Raw genomic sequence first — 19,534 nt, 5'->3', positions numbered from 1 at the left:
GGTCCAGCACGCCATTGATATAGCGGTAGCTATCGGTCGCGCCAAAGCGCTTGGCCAGATTCACGGTTTCGTTAATCGCCACTTTATACGGCACATCAATGCGGCACAGTAATTCGTAGCTGCCCATCTGCAGCAGGCACAACTCGATAGGGTCTAGGTCGCCGAGTTTGCGATCTAGGTGCGGTTCAAAAGCCGCCTGCAGCTCGCCCAATTTGGCGGGAATATTGTGTAACAGCTCACTAAAAAACGCCTTGTCGACATGCTGCATGTCGTAGTCTGTTTGAAACTGCGCCTCGATGGCATTCAGTGGCTGCGACGCCATCTGCCATTGATAGAGTGCCTGCAGCGCATAGTGCCTGGCCTTGCGACGGGACGCCGCCAGTTGATTTTTAGCGTGTTGCTCGGGGCGATTGGCCACGTTGTTACTCCACAAAACAAAGAACCGGCGCGGGCGGTGTGCCGCGCCGTAGGGGGATTACATCTGCTTGAGCAGATTCACCATTTCAATGGCCGACATGGCGGCTTCTTCGCCCTTATTGCCGGCCTTGGTGCCAGCGCGCTCAATGGCCTGCTCGATGCTGTCCACCGTCAACACACCGAAGGACACCGGCACACTGTACTGCATGGACACCTGCGCCAGGCCCTTGGTGCATTCACCGGCCACGTATTCAAAGTGAGGTGTGCCGCCGCGGATCACCGCGCCCAGCGCAATGATGGCGTCGTAGTTCTTGCTGGCCGCCGCCTTCTGACAGACCAGTGGAATTTCAAAGGCACCCGGCGCGCGAATGACGGTGATATCGTCTTCACTAACGCCGTGGCGGCGCAGCGCGTCCAGCGAACCTTCCAACAGGCTCTCCACCACAAAGCTGTTCCAGCGGCCGACCACAATGGCGAACTTGCCCGCCACGCCGGTGAATGTCCCCTCAATCGTTTTCATAGTCTTTCCTTTTCGTTCAATGCTTGCCGGGCCTGTGCCCAGTCACTCATGTGCCCCGCAGTGTTGCCGGCGCTCAGCTAAAGTCTTCCGGACTGACAAATTCCACCACTTCCAGATCGAAACCGGAAATAGCGTTGTACTTGACCGGCGCGCCCATCAAGCGCAATTTGCCCACGCCGACATCGCGCAAAATCTGCGAGCCCAGGCCGATATTGAAGTAGGTGTTTTGATACTGGGCGCTGTCGCCCTGCAGCGGCGATTTGACGCCGCGAGCGATATCCAGCTCGGCGAGAATATCATCGCCACTTTCGCGGTGGGCCAGCAGCACCAGCACCCCGCCCTGCTCGGCGAGCACCGACAAGCTGCGGTGCATATTCCAGCCGGTGGTTGAACCGGGTGGCTGCGCCTGCAGGAAATCGCGCACGGTTGACCCCAGGTGCACCCGCGCCAGGGTCGGCTGATCAGCCGCGATCTCGCCTTTTTGCAGGGCAAAATGCACTTCGCCGGCCACCGAGTCGCGGTAGGCGTGCAAAATAAATTCGCCAAAATCGGTGTTGATAGTGCCGCTGCTGAGCTTTTCAACGGTCTGCTCGTTGAGCACCTGATAGTGAATCAGGTCGGCGATGGTACCCATCTTCAAGTCGTGCTCGGCGGCAAAGGTTTCCAGATCTTCCCGGCGCGCCATGGTGCCGTCTTCGTTCATGATCTCGCAGATCACCCCGGTGGGCTCAAAGCCGGCCAGCTTGGACAGGTCGCAGGCGGCCTCGGTGTGGCCGGCGCGACTGAGGACACCGCCGGGCTCAGCCATCAAGGGGAAAATATGGCCGGGCTGAACAATGTCGTCGGCCACCGCATTGCGCGCGGCGGCGGTGCGCACCGTGTGGGCGCGATCGGCGGCAGAAATACCGGTCGTCACGCCAACCCGCGCCTCAATCGACAGGGTAAATTTGGTGCCAAAACCCGAGGCATTGCGGTCGACCATCAACGGCAGCGCCAGTTGCTCACAGCGCTCGCGGGTCATCGGCATGCAAATCAAGCCGCGGCCGTGGGTCGCCATGAAATTGATATCCTGGGGGCGCACACACTCGGCAGCCATCACCAGATCGCCCTCGTTCTCGCGATCCTCGTCGTCCATCAAGATCACCATCTTGCCCAGACGGATGTCCTGAATCAGCTCTTCTACCGTGCTAAATGCCATATCATTTCGCCTTCATAAAACCGTGTTCGGCCAGTGTGGCCATTGTGATACCGCCGCCACCGCTGTCAAGCGCCGGCGCCTGCAACAGGCGTTCCAAATAGCGGGCGACAACGTCCACCTCAAGATTGACGCGACTGCCCACCCCATAATTAGCAATAATGGTTTCAGCCGCCGTGTGGGGCACAATATTGAGATCAAATACCGTGCCTTCAATACGATTGACGGTGAGGCTGACGCCGTCCACCGTGATCGAGCCCTTGTGGGCAATATAGCGCGCCAACTCCGCCGGCGCGTCGACGCGCAGCTGAATCGAGCGCGCGTCTTTTTTCACCTCGACAATCGCGCCCACGCCGTCGACGTGACCGCTGACAATATGGCCGTCGAAGCGACTGCTGGCGAGCATCGCGCGCTCCAGATTGACCGCCGCGCCGACGCTGGCGCTGGCAAAACTGCTGTGCGCCAAGGTCTCGCGAGAGACATCGGCCCAAAAGCCGTCACCGGGCAGGGCCACCACCGTCAAGCAGACGCCATTCGTGGCAATGCTGTCACCGAGCTTGACCTCGCTCATCGGCAGCGAGCCGGCGCGGATATGCAGGCGCAGGTCGCCGCTGCGCGGCTGCATGGCTGCGATCTCGCCCACTGCTTCTATAATTCCGGTAAACATTTAGCCCTGTTCTCTCGTTGCGACACCGGCCGGCCGGCAGTGCCAGCGCCAGTCGCTGCCAACCGCGCGACAATCCACCACCGTCAACGCCTGCTGCTCGGCCATCTGCTGCATCGGCCACTGTGCCAGCGGCCGCGCCTCGCTGCCCAGCAGACAGGGCGCCATATAAATAAACCAGTCGTCGACCAACCCCGCTTGCAGGAAGGCCCCGGTCAAGCTTGCACCGGCCTCCAGCATCACCTCGTTGCAGCCGCGCTGAGCCAGCTCGCTCAGCAGTGCCCGGGGGTCGATGCGGCCCCGATCATCGCTAGCGATAACCACAACCTCGGCACCCGCCGCCTGCAAGGCGGCCGTCTTGGCCGCATCGCGACTGGCAGTGGCGATAATGACGTCACCGCCCCCGCCAAACAGCTGCGCATCGCCCGGCGTGCGCAGCTGTGAATCCATAATCACCCGCAGCGGCTGGCGCCAGCGCTCACCCTGGTAGTCGTGCATAGCCGAGCGAAAACTTTCAGGGCGCACCGTAAACGTCGCATCGTCGTCAATCAGCGTATCCACACCGCTGACCAGCGCACAGCTCTGCGCCCGCAGGCGCTGCACATCGGCGCGCGCCTCGGCGCCGGTAATCCACTGACTCTCGCCACTGGCCATAGCGGTGCGGCCATCCATGCTCATCGCCGACTTGGCGGTCAGCCAGGGTAGGCCGCCCGCCATGCGGCGGACAAAGCCCTTATTCAATGCCTGTGCCTGCGCCGCCAGCAAACCGCATTCGACCTCTATCCCGGCGGCGCGCAGCAGCGCCAAGCCGCGCCCCGCCACCAGCGGATTGGGGTCTTGCATGGCCACCACGACCCGACTCACCCGGGCGTCGATAAGCGCCTGCGCACAGGGCGGCGTGCGACCGTGATGACTGCAGGGCTCCAAGGTCACATAGGCGGTACAGCCACTGGCGTCGCCCAACTGGGCCAGCGCATTGACCTCCGCATGGCCCTCGCCGGCCCACTGGTGCCAGCCTTCGGCAACAAGCTCCTCACCGCGACTAAGCACACAGCCAACACGCGGATTGGGGCTGGTAGAAAAATTGCCGCGCCCGGCGAGCTGCAGGGCCCGCGCCATGGCTTGTCGGTCGAAGGACGGCATCATTGCGGCGCCTTACTTCAATTTGTCGAGGGTAACGCCGCCGGGCTCAGCGGACAGGCGGTCAATCTCCGCGCGAAACTCATCCAGATCCTGGAAGCTGCGATAGACGCTAGCGAAGCGTACATAGGCGACGTGATCCAGGGCCTGCAGCGCCTCCATCACCTGCTCGCCGACATCCCGGCTGTGCACTTCCCGCTCGCCAGTGGACTGCAGGCGGCGTTTTAGGTCACTGATTTCCGCCTCGATATTCTCCACGCTCACCGGTCGTTTCTCGAGTGCTTTAAGAATACCCGAGCGCAGCTTTTCCTCGTCAAAAGGCTCCCGCGAACCGTCGGTTTTAATCACCTTGGGCATCAACAGTTCGGCACTTTCGTAGGTGGTAAAGCGCTCGCTGCAGGACAGGCATTCGCGCCGCCGACGCACCTGACCACCCTCGGCCACCAGCCGTGAGTCGATCACCTTGGTATCGTCGAAACTGCAAAATGGGCAGCGCATGGATGTGCCTCGGGGCTGAATAAAGTGTGCTGAATTCTAGCACAGGGTGCAAAACACCGACCGGCGGCGCGCCGACAGGTCTGCCCCGCCGGCGCCCGCTAGCATCGCGTTAGGCGTATACCGGAAAGCGCTTGCACACTTCCAGTACTTTGGCCTTCACTTCCTCAATCTTGGCCGTCGCATCGCCCGCTTCCAAGGCTTCCAGCACGTCGCACATCCAGTTTGCCAGCTCGACACACTCGGCCTCTTTAAAGCCGCGGGTCGTCACCGCCGGCGTACCCACACGCAGACCGCTGGTGATAAACGGTGAGCGCGGATCGTTGGGCACGGCGTTTTTATTTACCGTGATATTGGCAGCGCCCAGTGCCGCATCGGCATCTTTACCGGTGTAGGGCTTGCCAATCAGGTCGACCAGCATCAGGTGGTTTTCAGTGCCGCCAGAAACGATATTGATGCCGCGCTCAATAAAGGTCTTGGCCATGGCCTTGGCATTGGCCACAACCTGCTTTTGGTAGTCCACGTACTCGGGGCTCATCGCCTCTTTAAAGCTGACCGCCTTCGCCGCAATAACGTGCATCAAGGGGCCGCCCTGACCACCGGGGAAAACCGCTGAGTTCAACTTCTTCTCAATTTCTTCATTGGCCTTGGCCAAAATCAGGCCGCCGCGCGGGCCGCGCAGGGTTTTGTGGGTAGTGGTCGTCACCACATCGGCAAAGGGCATGGGGTTGGGGTAAATGCCTGCGGCAACCAGACCGGCGACGTGGGCCATGTCGACCATCAGGTAGGCGCCAACCTTGTCGGCGATTTCGCGGAACTTCGCCCAGTCGACAATACCGGAGTAGGCAGAGAAACCGGCAACGATCATCTTCGGCTTGTGCTCCAACGCCAGTGCCTCGACCTGCGCGTAGTCGATTTCACCGGTTTCGGTGTTCAAACCGTACTGCACGGCATTGTAGGTCTTGCCCGAGAAATTGGGCTTGGCACCGTGGGTAAGGTGACCGCCGGCGTCCAGGCTCATGCCCAATACCGTCTCACCGGGCAGCACCAGCGCCTGATACACCGCGGCATTGGCCTGCGAACCGGAGTGCGGCTGGACATTGGCGTAGTCGGCGCCAAACAACGCCTTGGCGCGCTCAATCGCCAGACTCTCAGCCTTGTCCACGTACTCGCAGCCACCGTAGTAGCGCTTGCCGGGATAGCCTTCGGCGTACTTATTGGTCAGCGCGGTGCCCTGGGCCTGCATTACGCGGGGGCTGGTATAGTTCTCGGAAGCGATCAGCTCAATATGCTCTTCCTGACGAACTTCCTCTTCTTGGATTGAAGACCAAATTTCGTCGTCAAAACCAGCTATCGTCATCTCTTTGTTAAACATGGGACCCCCGCAAGGCAGATACAGGCTAAGAAAAGCCGCGCATTGTACAATAAACACGCGCCGCCGGCACCGTTTTAGCAACCTTGAATATTGCCAGCAGCGGCGCGCCTGAAAGATAAGCGTGTTAAGGGCTAAACCGCGCGCAGCGAGTTCGCTATGATTGCACCGCCGACACCAGAGAAACCACCATGAGCGCCGACCACAACACACCGCAACATATCAAGCTGCACCGCAAATCCCGCGAACTGGAGTTGATCTACTCAGACGGCGCCCAGCACCGTCTGAGCTGCGAATTTTTGCGAGTGTACTCACCCTCCGCAGAAGTGCGCGGCCACGGCCGCGGCCAGGAAGTCCTGCAAACCGGCAAGAAATTTGTCGACATCAACGACATTATCCCGGTCGGCAATTACGCCCTACAGCTGGTTTTTAGCGACGGCCACAACAGCGGCATTTACTCTTGGGGGTATTTACGAGAACTGGGCGAGCAGCGCGAAGCGCTCTGGCAAGACTATTTGCAGCAACTGCATGAGGCTGGTGCCAGCCGCGACCCCGATGAACAGGTCGTTACCCTATTTGATCCGGCGGCAGGCAAACCAGAGGCTTAATCGCGCAGGGCGATGGCCGGGCGCAGATTCACCCCGCCGTCTTCTTCAAGAATACCGATATTCATCCCGGTGGTATTTTCTACCACCACCACTGGCGGCTGGAACCGCGGCCGCCGGATAAACTTGATTTGCCAACCAAAATTCTCAATCCGACGCAGAGACAGACGCTGCAACTCAGTCAGCAGATCAGCAACATTTACCGGCACCGGCTCCACACCAACGCGTTTTTCCTGGATCATTGTCACTCTCCACCACAAACGCAATCCAATACGCTGACACTAGTGGAGCGGTCGCAACAAGACCACCTCGGATTCACCCTATTGACAGCTCCCCGCAGGCCGCCCCGCTATAGATTCTCCTCTGCGAAGGCCGCCAGCCGCGAGCGCTCTATGCCGTTAACATGCATAATGCCGGCGTGGGCAAAGTGCTTGCTCTTCTCCACCAGATAGGTCAGCCCGGAGGTCAGTGGCGAGATATATTTGTTATCGATCTGCGCGAGATTCCCCAGCACCACAATTTTAGAGTTAGCCCCTACCCGGGTAATAATCGACTTCAACTGAAACTGTGTCAGCCCCTGCGCCTCATCAATCACGATATAGGCATTATTAAAGGAGCGGCCGCGCATAAAGTTCAGCGACTTAAACTGGATATTCGCCTTATCCTTCACGTATTCAATGCTGCTGAACGGCGACTCGTCGGTGCCGTGCAAGACCTCCAGATTGTCGTCAAAGGCCGCCAGCCAAGGCGCCATCTTTTCCTCCTCGGTGCCCGGCAAAAAGCCAATATCTTCAGCGATGGGCGGCGTGGAACGCGCCACGATCAACTTGTCAAAGCGCTTATCTTCCAGAATGGCATGCAGCCCATAGGCCAATGCGATCAGTGTTTTGCCCGAGCCCGCCGGACCGGTCAACACCGTCATATCGATATCCGCTTGCGCAATCAGAAAAAAGGCCATCGCCTGCTCCATATTGCGCGGACTCAAGCCCCACATACTCTGATGCATCAACTGGTCTCGGCACAGGTCGAGCAACTCCACGCGCTCATCGTCGACAGCACGTACCAGGCCGACGAAGCCGCTGTCGTCATAGACAAATTGATTGATATGCACATGGGGCAGCACGCTGCGACTGAGCACATGCACCGTCTGCGCGCCCTCGCGCAGCGTGTCCACGCTGTCCACCCGATCCCAAAAGCGGCCGGGCGAATACTCGTAACCCTTGGCCATATATTGAATATCATCCAACACCCGGTCGCGACGGTAGTCCTCGACATTTTCCAAGCCCGAGCCCTTGGCTTTCAACCGCATATTGATGTCTTTGGTGACCAGACAGACATAGGCCTCGGGGTTTTTCAGTTGCAGGTGCAGGGCAACATTGATAATGCGATTGTCGTTGGCCTGCTGCTGACTGCCGTCGAGATAGGGCGCCGCCGTGTCGTGGCTGATTAACTGGTCGGGGAAGATAGCCAGCGTGCCGTTGCGCTCGCCTTCGCGCGCCACCGGAATCTCCACCCCCTCCTGTATCTGCTTAGGGTTGGCCTTAAACAAGATTTTGTCGATGGCGTTAATGGCGATGCGCGCCTCGCGACTGACATCCTTATCGCGCCTGTCCTTAATATGATCCAACTCCTCCAACACCGTCATTGGCACGACCACGCGATGCTCGTGAAACGCATTCAGCGCCATCGGATCGTGCAGCAGTACATTGGTATCCAGAACAAAGATTTTTTCCATCAGAGACCCTCTACAATTGGCAAAACACAGTACGGGGGACGAACAGGATAATCAGAGCAAAAAGAACCGGAGAAAAGACCATGGCTTGGTGTTCGGGGTCGCGCAGCGCTGATCGCCGAATGGCGGCGGGGTGGGGGGAAAACTGTCGGCCCAGGGGCCTCGTCGCGATGGGGCAAACGACTGCTCCGCAAAAGACATGCTGATTTGATTATTGGAAGGCATCGCCACTATGTCAACTAATTCCGCTTTGCTGCTCAGCCGGGCTCGCCAGGCAAGACGCAGCGACGGTTTTGAGCTACCCTATCGCCCCTTTCCCGGACCGCAAGCCAAGGTACACCGCCACCATGCTCGATCAAACCGCCCTGCAACAGCTGCGCCAGCTGAAAACCGACATTATCGAAAGCAAAGACCAGGGCGAGGGCGAAGTTCGTGGCAGCCAACGCCGTTTCGGCTTTGTGCGCATGGACGACGGTCGCGACGTATTTCTGCCGCCCGATGCCATGCTGCGCGTTTTTCCCGGCGACCGCGTCAGAGTCAACGTACTGACTGACGACAAAGGCAAGTTCAAGGGCGAGCTGGAAAAACTGATCGACAGCCCGCTGAGCACCTTCACCGGGCGCTACGTCGTGCGCGGCCAGGGCCATTTTGTCGAACCGGATCTACCGCGCTTCAACAAGCTGCTGTTTATTCCCCCTTCGGAGCGCAAAAAGGCCCAACCCGGCGACTATCTGCACTGCAAAGTGCAGCGCCACCCCTGGAAGGACGGCAAGTCACAGGTGAAACTGCTGAGCAAAATCGGCAGCCCCGACGACGCCAACGTGGCCGGCAAGTACACCCTGTGCAAGTTTGAACTGCCCTTCGGCTGGCCCGCCGAGCAGGCGCTACAAGACAGCCGTGCAGAAAAACGCCGCGACCTGCGGGCACAGGGCTTTGTCACCATCGATTCGGCAGACACCCGCGACATCGACGACGCCCTCTACGCACAAGCCGACGACAGCGGCTGGCTGCTGCAGGTCGCTGTCGCCGACCCCGGCGCCTATATCGCCGTCGACAGTGAGCTGGACAAAGCCGCCAGGCAGCGCGCCACCACGGCCTACCTGCCCGGCTTTGTGCAACCGATGTTGCCGGAAAGTATCAGCCAGCAGGCCTGCTCGCTGGTGGCTGGCGAGGATCGCGCCGCACTGCTGTGCAGCATGCACGTCAGCAAGGCCGGCGAAATCAGCGACATCCAGTTTTCAGAAGTCCTTATCCACTCGCAGGCCAAGCTGAGCTATACCGACGTTGCCAAGCACTTGGCCGGCGAACACACTCTGCCCTTCGCCAGCCTCGACGCCCTAAAAGGCGCCGCTGACGCCCTGCGCCAATGGCGCGACGAACACACGCTGATCATGCCCGAGCAAGCTGACTTCCACCTCGACCTCGACGAGCGGGGTCACATTGTCGGCATTGAGCGCCAGGACCGCAATGACGCCCACCGCCTCGTCGAGGAGTGCATGCTGGCCGCCAACCGCAGCGCCGCGCTTTGGCTCAGCGAACGGCGCGACAACGGCCGCGCCCTGTACAACAGCCATGCGGGCTTTCGCGAAGAGCGCCACGGCAACATTGCCAAACTGCTCGAACTGGCCCTGCCCGAGCACAACGGCGCCGAGATTTCACAGCTCGACGGCTACCGCCAGGTCGTGCGCGCGGCCAGTCATAGCGACAGCACACTGCCACTGCGCAGCATCATGGCGAGAATGCTGCAGCCCGGCGAACTGAGCGCCGAGCCACGCCCCCACTTTGGCCTCGGCTTCGAATGCTACAGTACCTTTACCTCACCGCTGCGCAAATACAGCGACCTGGTGGTACAGCGCTGTATTCGCGCCTGCCTGGACGGCGAAGACGGCGGCAGTCTCGACGATGCCAGTATTGCCACACTGCAGGAGCAGTTGCGCAAAGTCCGCCAAGCCAGCCGCCAAATGGAGCAGTGGCTGCAGTACCAGTATTTATCCAAGCAAGACGGCGAACAGCTCTACCAGGGGCATATCGCCCACCTCAACGGCGGCGGCTTCACCGTGGAACTGGATGACAGCGGCATCAGTGGCTTTGTCGAAGCCCGCTCCATCCCCGAGAAACTCAGCTTCGACGCCGATACCCTGCGGCTCTACAACGGCCAGCAAAACTATCAGCTAGAGCAGGCCGTGACCGTAAAAGTCGCCGAAATCGACCCCTTCCAGCGCAAACTGCTGTTTACGCTGGCATGACCCAAGGCTAGAACTCCGCGTGCCGCGGCACGCGGGGAAAGGGGATGGCGTCGCGGATATTGTCCATGCCGGTGATGTAGTTCAGCAGGCGCTCAAACCCCAGTCCGAAACCAGCGTGGGGCACCGTGCCGTAGCGCCGCAAATCGCGATACCACTCCAGCCCCTCAAGCCCCTGCGCCGCCATGCGCTGATCCAATACCTCCAGGCGCTCTTCGCGCTGACTGCCGCCAATGATCTCGCCGATACCGGGCGCCAACACATCCATCGCCGCCACGGTTTTTTCGTCGTCATTAAGCCGCATATAGAACGCCTTAATATCCTTGGGGTAATTGCTGACAATCAGCGGGCCGCCAACATATTGCTCACACAGATAGCGCTCGTGCTCAGACTGTAAATCCAGCCCCCAGGCAACGGGGTAATCAAAGGACTGCTTCGCCGACGCCAACACCTTGATAGCCTCGCTGTAGTCCAGCCGCGCAAACTCCTGCTGCGAAACCGACTGCAAGCGCTCAAGGACCGTGTTGTCGATAAATTGATTAAAAAACGCCAAGTCGTCTTCGCAGTGTTCCAAAACCTGGCTGAGCAAGTAGCGCAGAAAGTCCTCCGCCAGCGCCGCGTCGTCCGCCAAATCGGCAAACGCGATTTCGGGCTCAACCATCCAGAACTCGGCGAGGTGACGGCTGGTGTTGGAATTTTCAGCGCGAAACGTCGGCCCAAAGGTGTAGACCTTGCTCATCGCCAAACAGTAGGCCTCGGCATTGAGCTGACCCGACACGGTCAAAAATGCCTCCCGGCCAAAAAAGTCCTCACTGAAATCGATGCCACCGCTGGCATTGCGCGGCAAATTGGCCAGATCCAGGGTGCTGACGCGGAACATCTCGCCGGCGCCCTCGCAGTCACTGGCGGTGATCAGCGGGGTATTGATCCACTGGAAATCACGCTCAAAAAAATAGCGGTGCACGGCGTTGGCCAACACCGTGCGCACCCGCGTAATCGCGCCAAAGGTATTGGTGCGCGGCCGCAAATGCGCAACGCTGCGCAGGTATTCAAAGCTGTGGCGCTTCTTGGCAATGGGGTAACTGTCGGGATCGTCCACCCAACCGTAGACCTGCAGCTGCGCGGCCTGAATCTCTACGCTCTGGCCCTTGCCCTGGGAGGTGACTAGCTCCCCCTGTACCCGCAGTGAACAACCGGCGGTCAAACGCAATACATCGCGCTGGTAGTTCTCCAATTCACCCGGTGCCACCACCTGAATTGCCGCCTGCGCCGAACCATCGTGCAGCGTTAAAAAGGAAAATCCCCCTTTGGAATCACGCCGGCTGCGCAGCCAGCCGCGAATTTCTACCTGCTCACCGATCTGCACCTCTCCGGCCAGCACCGCCTTAATGGATGACACCCGCATTCGTCCTCCCACATTCCGTCACCAAGGGGCGAGACTTTGCCGCCATCACCCATGAAAATACCGATAATAATTGGCTATTGTGCATCAACCGGCTTTTTCCTGTAAGACACAAACGATACAGTTAAGGCATTGCCACCCAGGACTGCCGTCATGCACGTCGAAAACTTTGTCGCCCATCGCGGCTGGCGACAGCATTTCCCGGAAAACACCCTGCTCGCACTGCGCGAAGCAGCACTTGCCGGGGCCGTAAATATTGAACTAGATGTACAACTCAGCGCAGACCGTCGGCCACATATTTTCCACGACCCCTCGCTGCAACGCCTCTGCAACCAGCCCGGCATGATATGGGACTATTCATCGGCGCAACTGGCAAGCATGTCCGCGTTTGAGCCCCAGCGTTTTGGCAATCGCTTTGCCGGCACGCCGCTCAGCCCACTGGCCGCCCTGGGCGAGTTACTGAATGAGTTCCCTGCCGTCAACGCCTATGTGGAACTCAAGGGCGAAAGCTTGGCGCAGTTTGGCGCCGCCGCGATGGTAGACGCAGTGATTGCCGACCTGACCAACCATCGCGATCGCTGCGTGCTGATCAGCTTTGAACTCGACGCCCTAATACTGGCTCGCCAGCGGGGCTGGCAACGCTGCGCTGCGGTGTTCGACTACTGGCCGGACTGGCAGCTGGCATCGCTGGCCGAGCTGGCCCCCGAGATCATTTTTATTGACCGCAACTGTGTGCCCGTGGAGGCCGACCTCCGGAAGCTGCCCTACCCCGTACTGATCTACGAGGTCGGCAATAGCCTGGAAGCCTGCGACTGGTTTGCCCGCGGCGCAGTGGGTGTCGAAAGTTTTTTAATTGGTGAATTATTACAGGAGCTAAAACTTGTCTGAGGATATTCATACCGAGGTCGCCATTATTGGCGGCGGCGTACAGGGCGCCGGCATTGCCCAAGCGGCGGCCGCAGCCGGCTACGACAGCTGTATTTTTGAGCGCGCCACCTGGGCAGCGGGAACCTCGCAACGCTCCAGCAAGCTGATCCACGGCGGCTTGCGCTATTTGGAGACCGCACAATTTTCATTGGTTTACCACAGCCTGCGCGAGCGCGCGCAACTGCTGCGCAACGCCCCCGAGCTAGTGCGGCCAGTGCCCTTCTACATTCCCATTTACCGCGACACCTCACGCCGCCCGTGGCAGATACGCGCCGGCCTGACGCTTTACTATTTACTGAGCGGCGGCGGCCCACTGGGCCACTTTCGCAAACTAAAAAGAGAAGAGTGGAGCAAACTGGACGGTCTTAATACTGACGGCCTGCAAGCCGTCTTCCAGTATTGGGATGGCCAAACCGACGATCGCCTGCTGACCGAAGCCGTCGTCGATTCCGCCGCCGAACTCGGCGCGCGCACCCATACCGGCTGGGAACTGCTGGCCGCAGAAAAAATCGATGACGGCTACCGTCTGCGCTTTAGCAGCCCTGAGGGCGAGCGCCTCTGTTACTGCAAGACCCTGGTCAATGCCACCGGCCCCTGGGTCAATCAGACGGCTGAGCGCATCGAGAACGCCGCCGCCACGGAGGACATCGACCTGGTGCGCGGCAGTCACATTGTCGTCGACAAACGCCTGGGGCGCGGCGTGTATTACATGGAGGCCCCCAGTGATCGGCGCGCAGTGTTTGCCATGCCCTGGGGAGAGCACACCCTCGTAGGCACCACCGAAATATTGCACCGCGACGGCCCGGACCATATCGTTGCCAGCGACGAAGAGGTCAGCTATCTGCGCGACACCCTCGCCCACTTCTTCCCCGGCCCCCAGCCGGAGCTGCTCGACGCCTGGGCGGGGCTGCGAGTCCTGCCGCGCTCCAACGACATCGCCAATAAACGCCTGCGCGATACCTTTCTACTCTGCGACAACGATGCCAGCCCGCAAATGCTATCGGTCTACGGCGGCAAACTTACCGCCTACCGCCACACCGCCGAGCGCGTCGTCGCCATGCTCGGCCGCCGGCTCGGGGCTCGCACCCCACAAGCCGACACGAGGCGCACGCCGCTCGCCGCGCGAAAATAGCCAAAACCGCCCGACCAAATGCCCGCTCGCGGGCATTTTTTCTTTGTATTACAGCAATTTAACCACAGCGACATCATGACTAGCCGTTTACCGGCACATGAACTTTTGCTTAGAAACACCCCAAGCCATTGTTCTACAACAAATAAATACCATCGGAAAAGCTTAAATTCGGCCATCTAAGCGCTGCGGCCACCGCCCTCGCCCCCCTTTGCACGTAACCCCCAACACCGCGCTTTCTCCCTATACTGACTCCGTCATCAAGACACACACAGGAGAAACACCATGACAAACACTATGAGCATCAACGACATCAACAAAGCTGAAACCCTGACCGACATCGCTGCGCGCATTGTCCTGGCCAGCATCGTCAGCGCCGGTTTCCTCGCCAGCATCATCGCGCTGTAAGCCCCCGACACCAAGGAGAAGGACCATGAAAACACTGACCGCCCATGCCAGCAACCACGCCGACGTTTACCTGGATCTGACCGCACGGCTGAGCCTACTGAGCAGCGTTGCCGCGGCGATCATCGCCTGCGTGATCGCCCTGTAAGCGACGCACTGCACTGCCTCTGCCAATTCAGCTATCATCACCTGCCGCAGAGCGCGACAACGCCACTCTAGCGCCGCCGCCACAACACCGTCATCGCGTCGACGCAGCGCCCGCTTAGCGGGCGTTTTCATTTCCACCTACCAAGCACTGCCCACGCAATCAGTTACTGGCATCACTGCGCCGCCGACACAGCAGATGCACATACCGCCCCAGCGCCCAAAAAGGCTCGCGCGCACCATATTGCCAATCGATTGCCAACATATCTTCAACACTGCGTTCAGCGCGCAACTGCCGCGACATCAAATCGTGGCTCAAGCGCACGCCGCGCCGCGCCACCACCTCCAGGCCCAGAGCGTGCAGGGCGGCCTCGACCTCTTGCGGCTGACGCGGCGCTGGCGGTGTCAAGCCACCGGGGTGACCGGCAAAGTCCTCATCCCGCAGCTTGTAGAGGTTGCCCTTAATCATATTGCCGAGCACCAGCGCGTTGAGGTTGTAAAACATCAGCGACAGATAACCCCCCGGCGCCATCCCGGCTACCAAGCTTGCCAGCACCGCCTCCATATCCACCACCCACTCCAACACCGCGTGACACAACACCAGCTGAAATTGCCCCGCCACCGGCACCTGCTGAATCGCGCAGTGCTCGAGGCTCAGGCGGTCGCCGGCCACATAGTCCTGCAACTGCTGGCGCGCCAGTGCCAGCATCTCCGCCGACAAGTCGTTGAGGTAAACATGGTGACCGTCAGCGAGAAATACCGCGGCCATCTGCCCAATACCGCCCCCGGCATCCCAAACTCGCATCGGCCGCGCGCACAGGGCCTGCGGCAATTGCTCCTGCAACTCCCGCCGGCAGGTGGCCAGACGCAGCTCCCCTTTGGGGTTGCCGTAGATATTGCGCTGAAAACGCTGGGCGATGCCATCGAAATTGCGGTCAGACATAGCAGAGAATCACAGAGTAAGGGAAAGTCTGGCGCAGTGTAAAAGCAGAGCGGGAAGGCAGCAATGCTGCGCTGAGGAAAAGCAGACACAGAAAAGCCGGCGCGAGCGCCGGCTTTTAAAATTTCGACATCCAGTGTCGCATCCAATCCATTGAATGCTTAAGTCATCCTGACAGTTGCTATTAAAGCAAAGTCTCGGCGCCCCTCACAGGCGTGAAAAGCACTGACGCCTGTGAGATATCTCTCACACGCACTAGGCGTCAATGTCGGGGATCATTTCGCTGCGCAGTCGCTCAATACTGTCTTTGATACGCAATTTTTCCTTTTTGAGGCGCTGCACTAACAATTGATTCTGCCAGGGGTTCTCTGCGAGCAGGGCGATCTCTTCGTCCAGCGCGCGGTGGCGACGCTTGAGTAGCAACAGGCGCGCACCAGCTGAAAGGCAGTTATCCATAGTCCGGTATAGTCCGTGGGCCAACGGGGAATGTACAAGCCTATTTTTACTCTGGCCGCGGCCCTAAGACAAGCGCCGGGGCGAGCCATGCTGATCTTTTTCGTCACTGGGCATTGATAGCTTAGGCCATTGTTGCCGTTCAGCAGCTTGGCAATACTAAGTGGCAACATTCACCGAGCTGCGCACCAAGGGCACAGCCAGGAGTCAGAGGTTAGAAACATGCAAACCGAACTGTGTAAAAAACTGGGTATCGAATACCCCATCTTTGCCTTCACTCACTGCCGCGATGTCGTGGTGGCGGTCAGCAAGGCCGGCGGTATTGGCGTACTCGGTGCGGTGGGCTTCTCTCCTGAGGAGCTAAAAGAAGAACTCGACTGGATCGACGAGCATATCGGCGACCTGCCCTACGGCGTGGATATTGTTATCCCGCAGAAATACGAAGGTATGGGCGATATGAGCCCTGAAGAGCTGGAAAAACAGCTGCAAAGCATGGTGCCGCAAGAGCATATTGATTTTGCCCAAAAGCTGCTGGCCGACCACGGCGTCCCCGAATGGCCGGACGGCAGCAAGAGCATGGGCCTGCTGGGCTGGACCGAAGCCACTGCCACACCCCTGCTAAAAGAAGCGCTGACACGCCCCAAGTGCCGGTTGATCGCCAACGCCTTGGGCACACCGCCAGCCGACAAGGTCAAAATGATTCAAGACAGCGGCCGCCTGGTCGGTGCGCTGTGCGGCAAAGTAAAACAGGTTAAGGCCCACCGCGAAGCCGGCCTGGACTTTATCGTTGCCCAGGGTGGCGAGGGCGGTGGCCACACTGGCGATGTCGGCTCAATCGTCTTCTGGCCGCAGGCGGTGGCCGCCGCAGGCGACGTACCCGTGTTGGCAGCAGGTGGCATAGGCAGCGGTCAGCAAATGCTGGCCGCCATGGCCATGGGCTGCGCCGGCGCCTGGACCGGCTCGCTGTGGCTGACCGTGGAAGAGGCGCACGCCGAACCCGCCCAGAAAGAGTCACTGCTTAACGCCACCAGTGAAGACACCGTGCGCTCGCGCTCCTGGACAGGCAAGCCCTGCCGCATGTTGAAAAACGACTGGACCGAGGCCTGGGCCACCCCCGGCAACCCCGAGCCGCTGGGCATGCCACTGCAGGGTCTAGTGTCTGGCGACGGCATCCGCCGCACCGCGAAATACGCCGCCGTCGGCGACTGCCAAAAAGTGGCCTTCAACCCCGTCGGCCAAGTTGTCGGACAGATCAACGAAGTCGAATCCACCCGCAGCGTGGTGTTCCGACTGATCAACGAGTATGTCGATGCCCTGGATCGTATCAACAGCCTGATGCCCGAGGCCTAAACCACGCGCTGACAGCACTGCCCCGCAGTGCTGTCAGCCGCGCTCAGCCAATACCCGCTCCACCGTATCGACAATCACCTGTGTCTGGCGGTCGACTTCAATATTCACCTCATCCCCCACCTCAAGCAGCTTCAAGTTAGTGCTGCGCAGCGTTTCCGGTATCAAACACACCGAAAATATCGCCGTGCTTTTATCCATGCTCGCCACCGTCAAGCTACAGCCGTGCAAGCCAATAAAGCCCTTGTGAAACACGTATTTTCCCAGCGCCGCCGGCAACTGGAAAAACAGCTCCACATTATTCTCACTGCGCGCCACAGCGCTTACCGCCGCGCGGCCGTCAACGTGACCCGAGATAAGGTGACCGCCAATCTCGGCACCCTGCTTGGCCGAGCGCTCGACATTGACCAAATCGCCCACGGCCAACTGGCCCAGTGTGGTCAGCGACAGCGTTTCCTGCATGGCGTCAAAATGTACGGTGCTACCGGCAATCCGAGTCACCGTCATGCACACGCCGTTAAGGCCGACGCTGGCGCCGATCTGCAAATCCTCGAGTAAGGCCTCCGGCAAGCGCACCGCCAAACGACGCAGCCCGGGCTCATCGACCAACTCGGTCAACGCAAAGGCGCCCTGAACAATGCCTGTATACATCTCGCAACTCCTGTGCTGTCGTTGCAGCCCAATAATAGATCCCGCATTATGCGGGTCCACCAATCTAGAACAAAGTTATAACAAGGCGAGGCAACCATGGGACTACGTATTATGAATATCACCACCCTGCTGTTCTGGGTGGCATTTGTGGTGAATTTTTTCCAACCGCTGATCGGCGACAGCAGCCACTGGATTAACTGGGTGGGCTACGGCCTGCTAATTGCACACGGTTGCGAGTGCCTGATGTTTCGCAAAGAACTGCACCGCGATTACGCCGGCAAACTGGCGCTGGGCTATATCACCGTGTTGCTGCTCGGCCTGGGCCGCACCTCGGCCTGGTTAAATGAGCGCAAATCGACCGCGGTCTAGGCTTTCAGCCATAGCCCGCTTCGCGAGGAACTGCTAGCATTATCGACTTCGATCAATGTGCAATAGGGCAAGTCAATGAAGCGGGTTATCTTCAATCAAAAGGGCGGTGTCGGTAAAACCAGTATCAGTTGCAACCTCGCCGCGATAAGTGCCTGGAAAGGCTTCAAAACCCTGTTGATTGACCTCGATATTCAGGGCAACAGCAGCGAGTACCTGGTCGGCGAGCAATTTCGCGACCTCGAAGACAACGCCGCCTCCTTCTTCAAACAAAAGCTGGCACTGTTCGGCAAGAGCAAAGACGCCCGCGACTGCATTTACCAAACTGAATTCGACAACCTATTCCTGATGCCCTCCAGCACGGAGCTGGCGGTCATTGAGCGCGAGTTGGAAAGCCGGCACAAGATCTACAAGCTGCGCGACGCACTGCGCGAACTGGAAAAAGATTACGAGCATATCTATATCGACACGCCACCAGCGCTGAACTTCTACAGCCGCTCAGCGTTAATTGCCGCCGACAGCCTGGTGATACCCTTTGACTGCGACAGCTTCTCACAAGGCGCACTGATGGGCCTGCTGGAAACCGTCGAAGAGATTCGCGAAGATCACAACCCCGGGCTGCAGCTGGAAGGCATCGTCGTCAACCAGTTTCAGGCCCAGGCCAGCCTACCCACCCAGTTGGTCGACAGCCTGCGGGCCAACGAATTGCCGGTATTTGAACAGTACCTGAGCAGCTCAGTAAAAATGAAAGAGTCTCGCAGCCGCCAGCTGCCGCTTGTCCACCTGGCGCCATCGCACAAGCTCACCCAGCAGCTGATTGCGCTACACGACAGCCTGAGCAGCGCAACCGGCGGCAAGGCGGCGCGCAGCGCCTAAAGCCGCTACTGAGGCGTTGTCTGGCCGTTAATGCCGACAACGCCCTGCTTGACCACCGTCATATCGCCCAGACCAAAGTTGCCAACATCGGCGCTCAATTTAAGCTCGTACTCTAGGTCAGCACCGGCACTGCTCAACACATTGCGCAGCAAGCCAAAACCACTCAGCAAATTAATCCCCACCGGCACTTCGATATTACTCTGGCCATTGGCCGGCACACTAATCGCTTCATTAAAACTGCCAGACGCCAATTTACTGCCCGCCAACGTCATTTCATAGCGCAAGCGCCCCAGCTCCAGCGCAAACCGGTTCGGGTTGCTTAACTGCAGACCGACCAACAGCTGCTGCTGTAGGCCATTGGCCACACCAAGATTGATATGGGTAATCGCCACTTCAGGCTTGGCAATCGGGTTCAGGGCGGCGCAGGCGCACAGCAGCAGCGCCGCAGTGGCAATCAATAATTTTTTCACGGCAAGGGCCTTTAGAAAGTTGGGGCGCCGGACGGCGCCCC

The 19,534-nt window shown here is 59.4% G+C and carries 22 protein-coding genes; 8 read left to right on the top strand and 14 right to left on the bottom strand.

Annotated features, from left to right (window positions below):
* The 7 genes from nusB to glyA all read right to left on the bottom strand — a co-directional run.
* A partial coding sequence (gene nusB, locus ABYM29_RS09800; RefSeq protein ID WP_372864553.1) for a transcription antitermination factor NusB occupies window positions 1-418 on the bottom strand: 418 nt, incomplete at its 3' end.
* A 57-nt stretch (window positions 419-475) separates the two neighbouring features.
* Window positions 476-937, bottom strand: coding sequence for a 6,7-dimethyl-8-ribityllumazine synthase (ribE, locus tag ABYM29_RS09795; RefSeq protein ID WP_372864552.1), 462 nt, complete (start codon window positions 935-937; stop codon window positions 476-478).
* A 73-nt stretch (window positions 938-1,010) separates the two neighbouring features.
* Complete coding sequence (gene ribBA, locus ABYM29_RS09790; protein ID WP_372864551.1) at window positions 1,011-2,135, bottom strand: bifunctional 3,4-dihydroxy-2-butanone-4-phosphate synthase/GTP cyclohydrolase II; 1,125 nt, start codon at window positions 2,133-2,135, stop codon at window positions 1,011-1,013.
* Between the two features lies 1 nt (window position 2,136).
* Window positions 2,137-2,799: a riboflavin synthase gene (locus tag ABYM29_RS09785; RefSeq protein WP_372864550.1), complete on the bottom strand. Its 663-nt coding sequence runs from the start codon at window positions 2,797-2,799 to the stop codon at window positions 2,137-2,139.
* A complete protein-coding gene (gene ribD, locus ABYM29_RS09780; protein WP_372864549.1) occupies window positions 2,800-3,942 on the bottom strand; it encodes a bifunctional diaminohydroxyphosphoribosylaminopyrimidine deaminase/5-amino-6-(5-phosphoribosylamino)uracil reductase RibD in 1,143 nt (380 codons plus the stop codon).
* Between the two features lie 9 nt (window positions 3,943-3,951).
* The gene (gene nrdR, locus ABYM29_RS09775) at window positions 3,952-4,434 is read right to left on the bottom strand and encodes a transcriptional regulator NrdR (protein WP_372864548.1); all 483 of its coding nucleotides are present in this window, start codon (window positions 4,432-4,434) and stop codon (window positions 3,952-3,954) included.
* Window positions 4,435-4,543: 109 nt separating this feature from the next.
* Window positions 4,544-5,806 carry a serine hydroxymethyltransferase gene (gene glyA / locus ABYM29_RS09770; protein ID WP_372864547.1) on the bottom strand — a complete coding sequence of 421 codons (1,263 nt, stop codon included), beginning with the start codon at window positions 5,804-5,806 and terminating at the stop codon, window positions 4,544-4,546.
* A gap of 188 nt (window positions 5,807-5,994) precedes the next feature.
* Here glyA and ABYM29_RS09765 point away from each other — a divergent pair, with 188 nt between their 5' ends.
* Window positions 5,995-6,411, top strand: a complete 417-nt coding sequence (locus ABYM29_RS09765) for a gamma-butyrobetaine hydroxylase-like domain-containing protein (RefSeq protein WP_372864546.1) — start codon at window positions 5,995-5,997, stop codon at window positions 6,409-6,411.
* Here the strand turns inward: ABYM29_RS09765 and ABYM29_RS09760 are convergent.
* Together ABYM29_RS09760 and ABYM29_RS09755 are read right to left on the bottom strand one after the other, a co-directional pair.
* A complete protein-coding gene (locus ABYM29_RS09760; RefSeq protein WP_372864545.1) occupies window positions 6,408-6,650 on the bottom strand; it encodes a hypothetical protein in 243 nt (80 codons plus the stop codon). The genes ABYM29_RS09765 and ABYM29_RS09760 overlap by 4 nt on opposite strands.
* A 107-nt stretch (window positions 6,651-6,757) precedes the next feature.
* On the bottom strand, window positions 6,758-8,143 hold the full coding sequence (locus ABYM29_RS09755) for a PhoH family protein (protein WP_372864544.1): 1,386 nt from the start codon (window positions 8,141-8,143) through the stop codon (window positions 6,758-6,760).
* A 344-nt stretch (window positions 8,144-8,487) separates the two neighbouring features.
* Here ABYM29_RS09755 and ABYM29_RS09750 point away from each other — a divergent pair, with 344 nt between their 5' ends.
* Complete coding sequence (locus tag ABYM29_RS09750; protein ID WP_372864543.1) at window positions 8,488-10,386, top strand: VacB/RNase II family 3'-5' exoribonuclease; 1,899 nt, start codon at window positions 8,488-8,490, stop codon at window positions 10,384-10,386.
* A 7-nt stretch (window positions 10,387-10,393) separates the two neighbouring features.
* On the opposite strand, the gene asnS is transcribed toward ABYM29_RS09750, so the two are convergent.
* On the bottom strand, window positions 10,394-11,788 hold the full coding sequence (gene asnS / locus ABYM29_RS09745) for an asparagine--tRNA ligase (protein WP_372864542.1): 1,395 nt from the start codon (window positions 11,786-11,788) through the stop codon (window positions 10,394-10,396).
* Between the two features lie 150 nt (window positions 11,789-11,938).
* Between asnS and ABYM29_RS09740 the strand changes: the two genes are divergently transcribed.
* The 3 genes from ABYM29_RS09740 to ABYM29_RS09730 all read left to right on the top strand — a co-directional run bounded on the left by ABYM29_RS09740 (window position 11,939) and on the right by ABYM29_RS09730 (window position 14,249).
* Entirely contained in the window at window positions 11,939-12,673 is a 735-nt protein-coding gene (locus ABYM29_RS09740; RefSeq protein WP_372864541.1) for a glycerophosphodiester phosphodiesterase family protein, read from the top strand.
* Window positions 12,666-13,844, top strand: a complete 1,179-nt coding sequence (locus tag ABYM29_RS09735) for a glycerol-3-phosphate dehydrogenase/oxidase (protein WP_372864540.1) — start codon at window positions 12,666-12,668, stop codon at window positions 13,842-13,844. The genes ABYM29_RS09740 and ABYM29_RS09735 overlap by 8 nt, the downstream gene beginning before the upstream one ends.
* A 282-nt stretch (window positions 13,845-14,126) precedes the next feature.
* Window positions 14,127-14,249 (top strand): hypothetical protein, encoded by a 123-nt coding sequence (locus tag ABYM29_RS09730; protein WP_372864539.1) that lies wholly within the window; start codon window positions 14,127-14,129, stop codon window positions 14,247-14,249.
* 304 nt (window positions 14,250-14,553) lie between these two features.
* On the opposite strand, the gene ABYM29_RS09725 is transcribed toward ABYM29_RS09730, so the two are convergent.
* Both ABYM29_RS09725 and ABYM29_RS09720 read right to left on the bottom strand, forming a co-directional pair.
* Window positions 14,554-15,333: a methyltransferase domain-containing protein gene (locus ABYM29_RS09725; protein ID WP_372864538.1), complete on the bottom strand. Its 780-nt coding sequence runs from the start codon at window positions 15,331-15,333 to the stop codon at window positions 14,554-14,556.
* 252 nt (window positions 15,334-15,585) lie between these two features.
* Window positions 15,586-15,786, bottom strand: coding sequence for a YdcH family protein (locus tag ABYM29_RS09720; RefSeq protein WP_372864537.1), 201 nt, complete (start codon window positions 15,784-15,786; stop codon window positions 15,586-15,588).
* A 219-nt stretch (window positions 15,787-16,005) separates the two neighbouring features.
* On the opposite strand from ABYM29_RS09720, the gene ABYM29_RS09715 reads away from it, so the two are divergent.
* Entirely contained in the window at window positions 16,006-17,133 is a 1,128-nt protein-coding gene (locus ABYM29_RS09715) for a nitronate monooxygenase (RefSeq protein ID WP_372864536.1), read from the top strand.
* Window positions 17,134-17,166: 33 nt separating this feature from the next.
* On the opposite strand, the gene ABYM29_RS09710 is transcribed toward ABYM29_RS09715, so the two are convergent.
* Window positions 17,167-17,781 carry a riboflavin synthase subunit alpha gene (locus ABYM29_RS09710; RefSeq protein ID WP_372864535.1) on the bottom strand — a complete coding sequence of 205 codons (615 nt, stop codon included), beginning with the start codon at window positions 17,779-17,781 and terminating at the stop codon, window positions 17,167-17,169.
* A gap of 96 nt (window positions 17,782-17,877) precedes the next feature.
* Here ABYM29_RS09710 and ABYM29_RS09705 point away from each other — a divergent pair, with 96 nt between their 5' ends.
* Together ABYM29_RS09705 and ABYM29_RS09700 are read left to right on the top strand one after the other, a co-directional pair.
* Window positions 17,878-18,150, top strand: a complete 273-nt coding sequence (locus tag ABYM29_RS09705) for a DUF1145 domain-containing protein (protein ID WP_372864534.1) — start codon at window positions 17,878-17,880, stop codon at window positions 18,148-18,150.
* A gap of 75 nt (window positions 18,151-18,225) precedes the next feature.
* Window positions 18,226-19,023, top strand: coding sequence for a ParA family protein (locus ABYM29_RS09700; protein WP_372864533.1), 798 nt, complete (start codon window positions 18,226-18,228; stop codon window positions 19,021-19,023).
* 5 nt (window positions 19,024-19,028) lie between these two features.
* Here ABYM29_RS09700 and ABYM29_RS09695 read toward each other — a convergent pair.
* Window positions 19,029-19,534, bottom strand: a 506-nt coding sequence (locus ABYM29_RS09695) for an LEA type 2 family protein (protein WP_372864532.1), incomplete at its 5' end; no start/stop codon positions are given.

It is taken from the genome of Spongiibacter sp. (assembly GCF_041602295.1).
In the GTDB taxonomy this organism is placed as follows: Bacteria; Pseudomonadota; Gammaproteobacteria; order Pseudomonadales; family Spongiibacteraceae; genus Spongiibacter.
Note: the sequence above shows the minus strand (reverse complement) of the source record. Positions and strands in the feature narration are given on the sequence as shown.

What these genes read in the sequence shown, in the direction of transcription:
- ribE (WP_372864552.1), bottom strand. Translation starts at nt 937, where the DNA reads ATGAAAACGATTGAGGGGACATTCACCGGCGTGGCGGGCAAGTTCGCC.
- ribBA (WP_372864551.1), bottom strand. Translation starts at nt 2,135, where the DNA reads ATGGCATTTAGCACGGTAGAAGAGCTGATTCAGGACATCCGTCTGGGC.
- ABYM29_RS09785 (WP_372864550.1), bottom strand. Translation starts at nt 2,799, where the DNA reads ATGTTTACCGGAATTATAGAAGCAGTGGGCGAGATCGCAGCCATGCAG.
- ribD (WP_372864549.1), bottom strand. Translation starts at nt 3,942, where the DNA reads ATGATGCCGTCCTTCGACCGACAAGCCATGGCGCGGGCCCTGCAGCTC.
- nrdR (WP_372864548.1), bottom strand. Translation starts at nt 4,434, where the DNA reads ATGCGCTGCCCATTTTGCAGTTTCGACGATACCAAGGTGATCGACTCA.
- glyA (WP_372864547.1), bottom strand. Translation starts at nt 5,806, where the DNA reads ATGTTTAACAAAGAGATGACGATAGCTGGTTTTGACGACGAAATTTGG.
- ABYM29_RS09765 (WP_372864546.1), top strand. Translation starts at nt 5,995, where the DNA reads ATGAGCGCCGACCACAACACACCGCAACATATCAAGCTGCACCGCAAA.
- ABYM29_RS09760 (WP_372864545.1), bottom strand. Translation starts at nt 6,650, where the DNA reads ATGATCCAGGAAAAACGCGTTGGTGTGGAGCCGGTGCCGGTAAATGTT.
- ABYM29_RS09755 (WP_372864544.1), bottom strand. Translation starts at nt 8,143, where the DNA reads ATGGAAAAAATCTTTGTTCTGGATACCAATGTACTGCTGCACGATCCG.
- ABYM29_RS09750 (WP_372864543.1), top strand. Translation starts at nt 8,488, where the DNA reads ATGCTCGATCAAACCGCCCTGCAACAGCTGCGCCAGCTGAAAACCGAC.
- asnS (WP_372864542.1), bottom strand. Translation starts at nt 11,788, where the DNA reads ATGCGGGTGTCATCCATTAAGGCGGTGCTGGCCGGAGAGGTGCAGATC.
- ABYM29_RS09740 (WP_372864541.1), top strand. Translation starts at nt 11,939, where the DNA reads ATGCACGTCGAAAACTTTGTCGCCCATCGCGGCTGGCGACAGCATTTC.
- ABYM29_RS09730 (WP_372864539.1), top strand. Translation starts at nt 14,127, where the DNA reads ATGACAAACACTATGAGCATCAACGACATCAACAAAGCTGAAACCCTG.
- ABYM29_RS09725 (WP_372864538.1), bottom strand. Translation starts at nt 15,333, where the DNA reads ATGTCTGACCGCAATTTCGATGGCATCGCCCAGCGTTTTCAGCGCAAT.
- ABYM29_RS09720 (WP_372864537.1), bottom strand. Translation starts at nt 15,786, where the DNA reads ATGGATAACTGCCTTTCAGCTGGTGCGCGCCTGTTGCTACTCAAGCGT.
- ABYM29_RS09715 (WP_372864536.1), top strand. Translation starts at nt 16,006, where the DNA reads ATGCAAACCGAACTGTGTAAAAAACTGGGTATCGAATACCCCATCTTT.
- ABYM29_RS09710 (WP_372864535.1), bottom strand. Translation starts at nt 17,781, where the DNA reads ATGTATACAGGCATTGTTCAGGGCGCCTTTGCGTTGACCGAGTTGGTC.
- ABYM29_RS09705 (WP_372864534.1), top strand. Translation starts at nt 17,878, where the DNA reads ATGGGACTACGTATTATGAATATCACCACCCTGCTGTTCTGGGTGGCA.
- ABYM29_RS09700 (WP_372864533.1), top strand. Translation starts at nt 18,226, where the DNA reads ATGAAGCGGGTTATCTTCAATCAAAAGGGCGGTGTCGGTAAAACCAGT.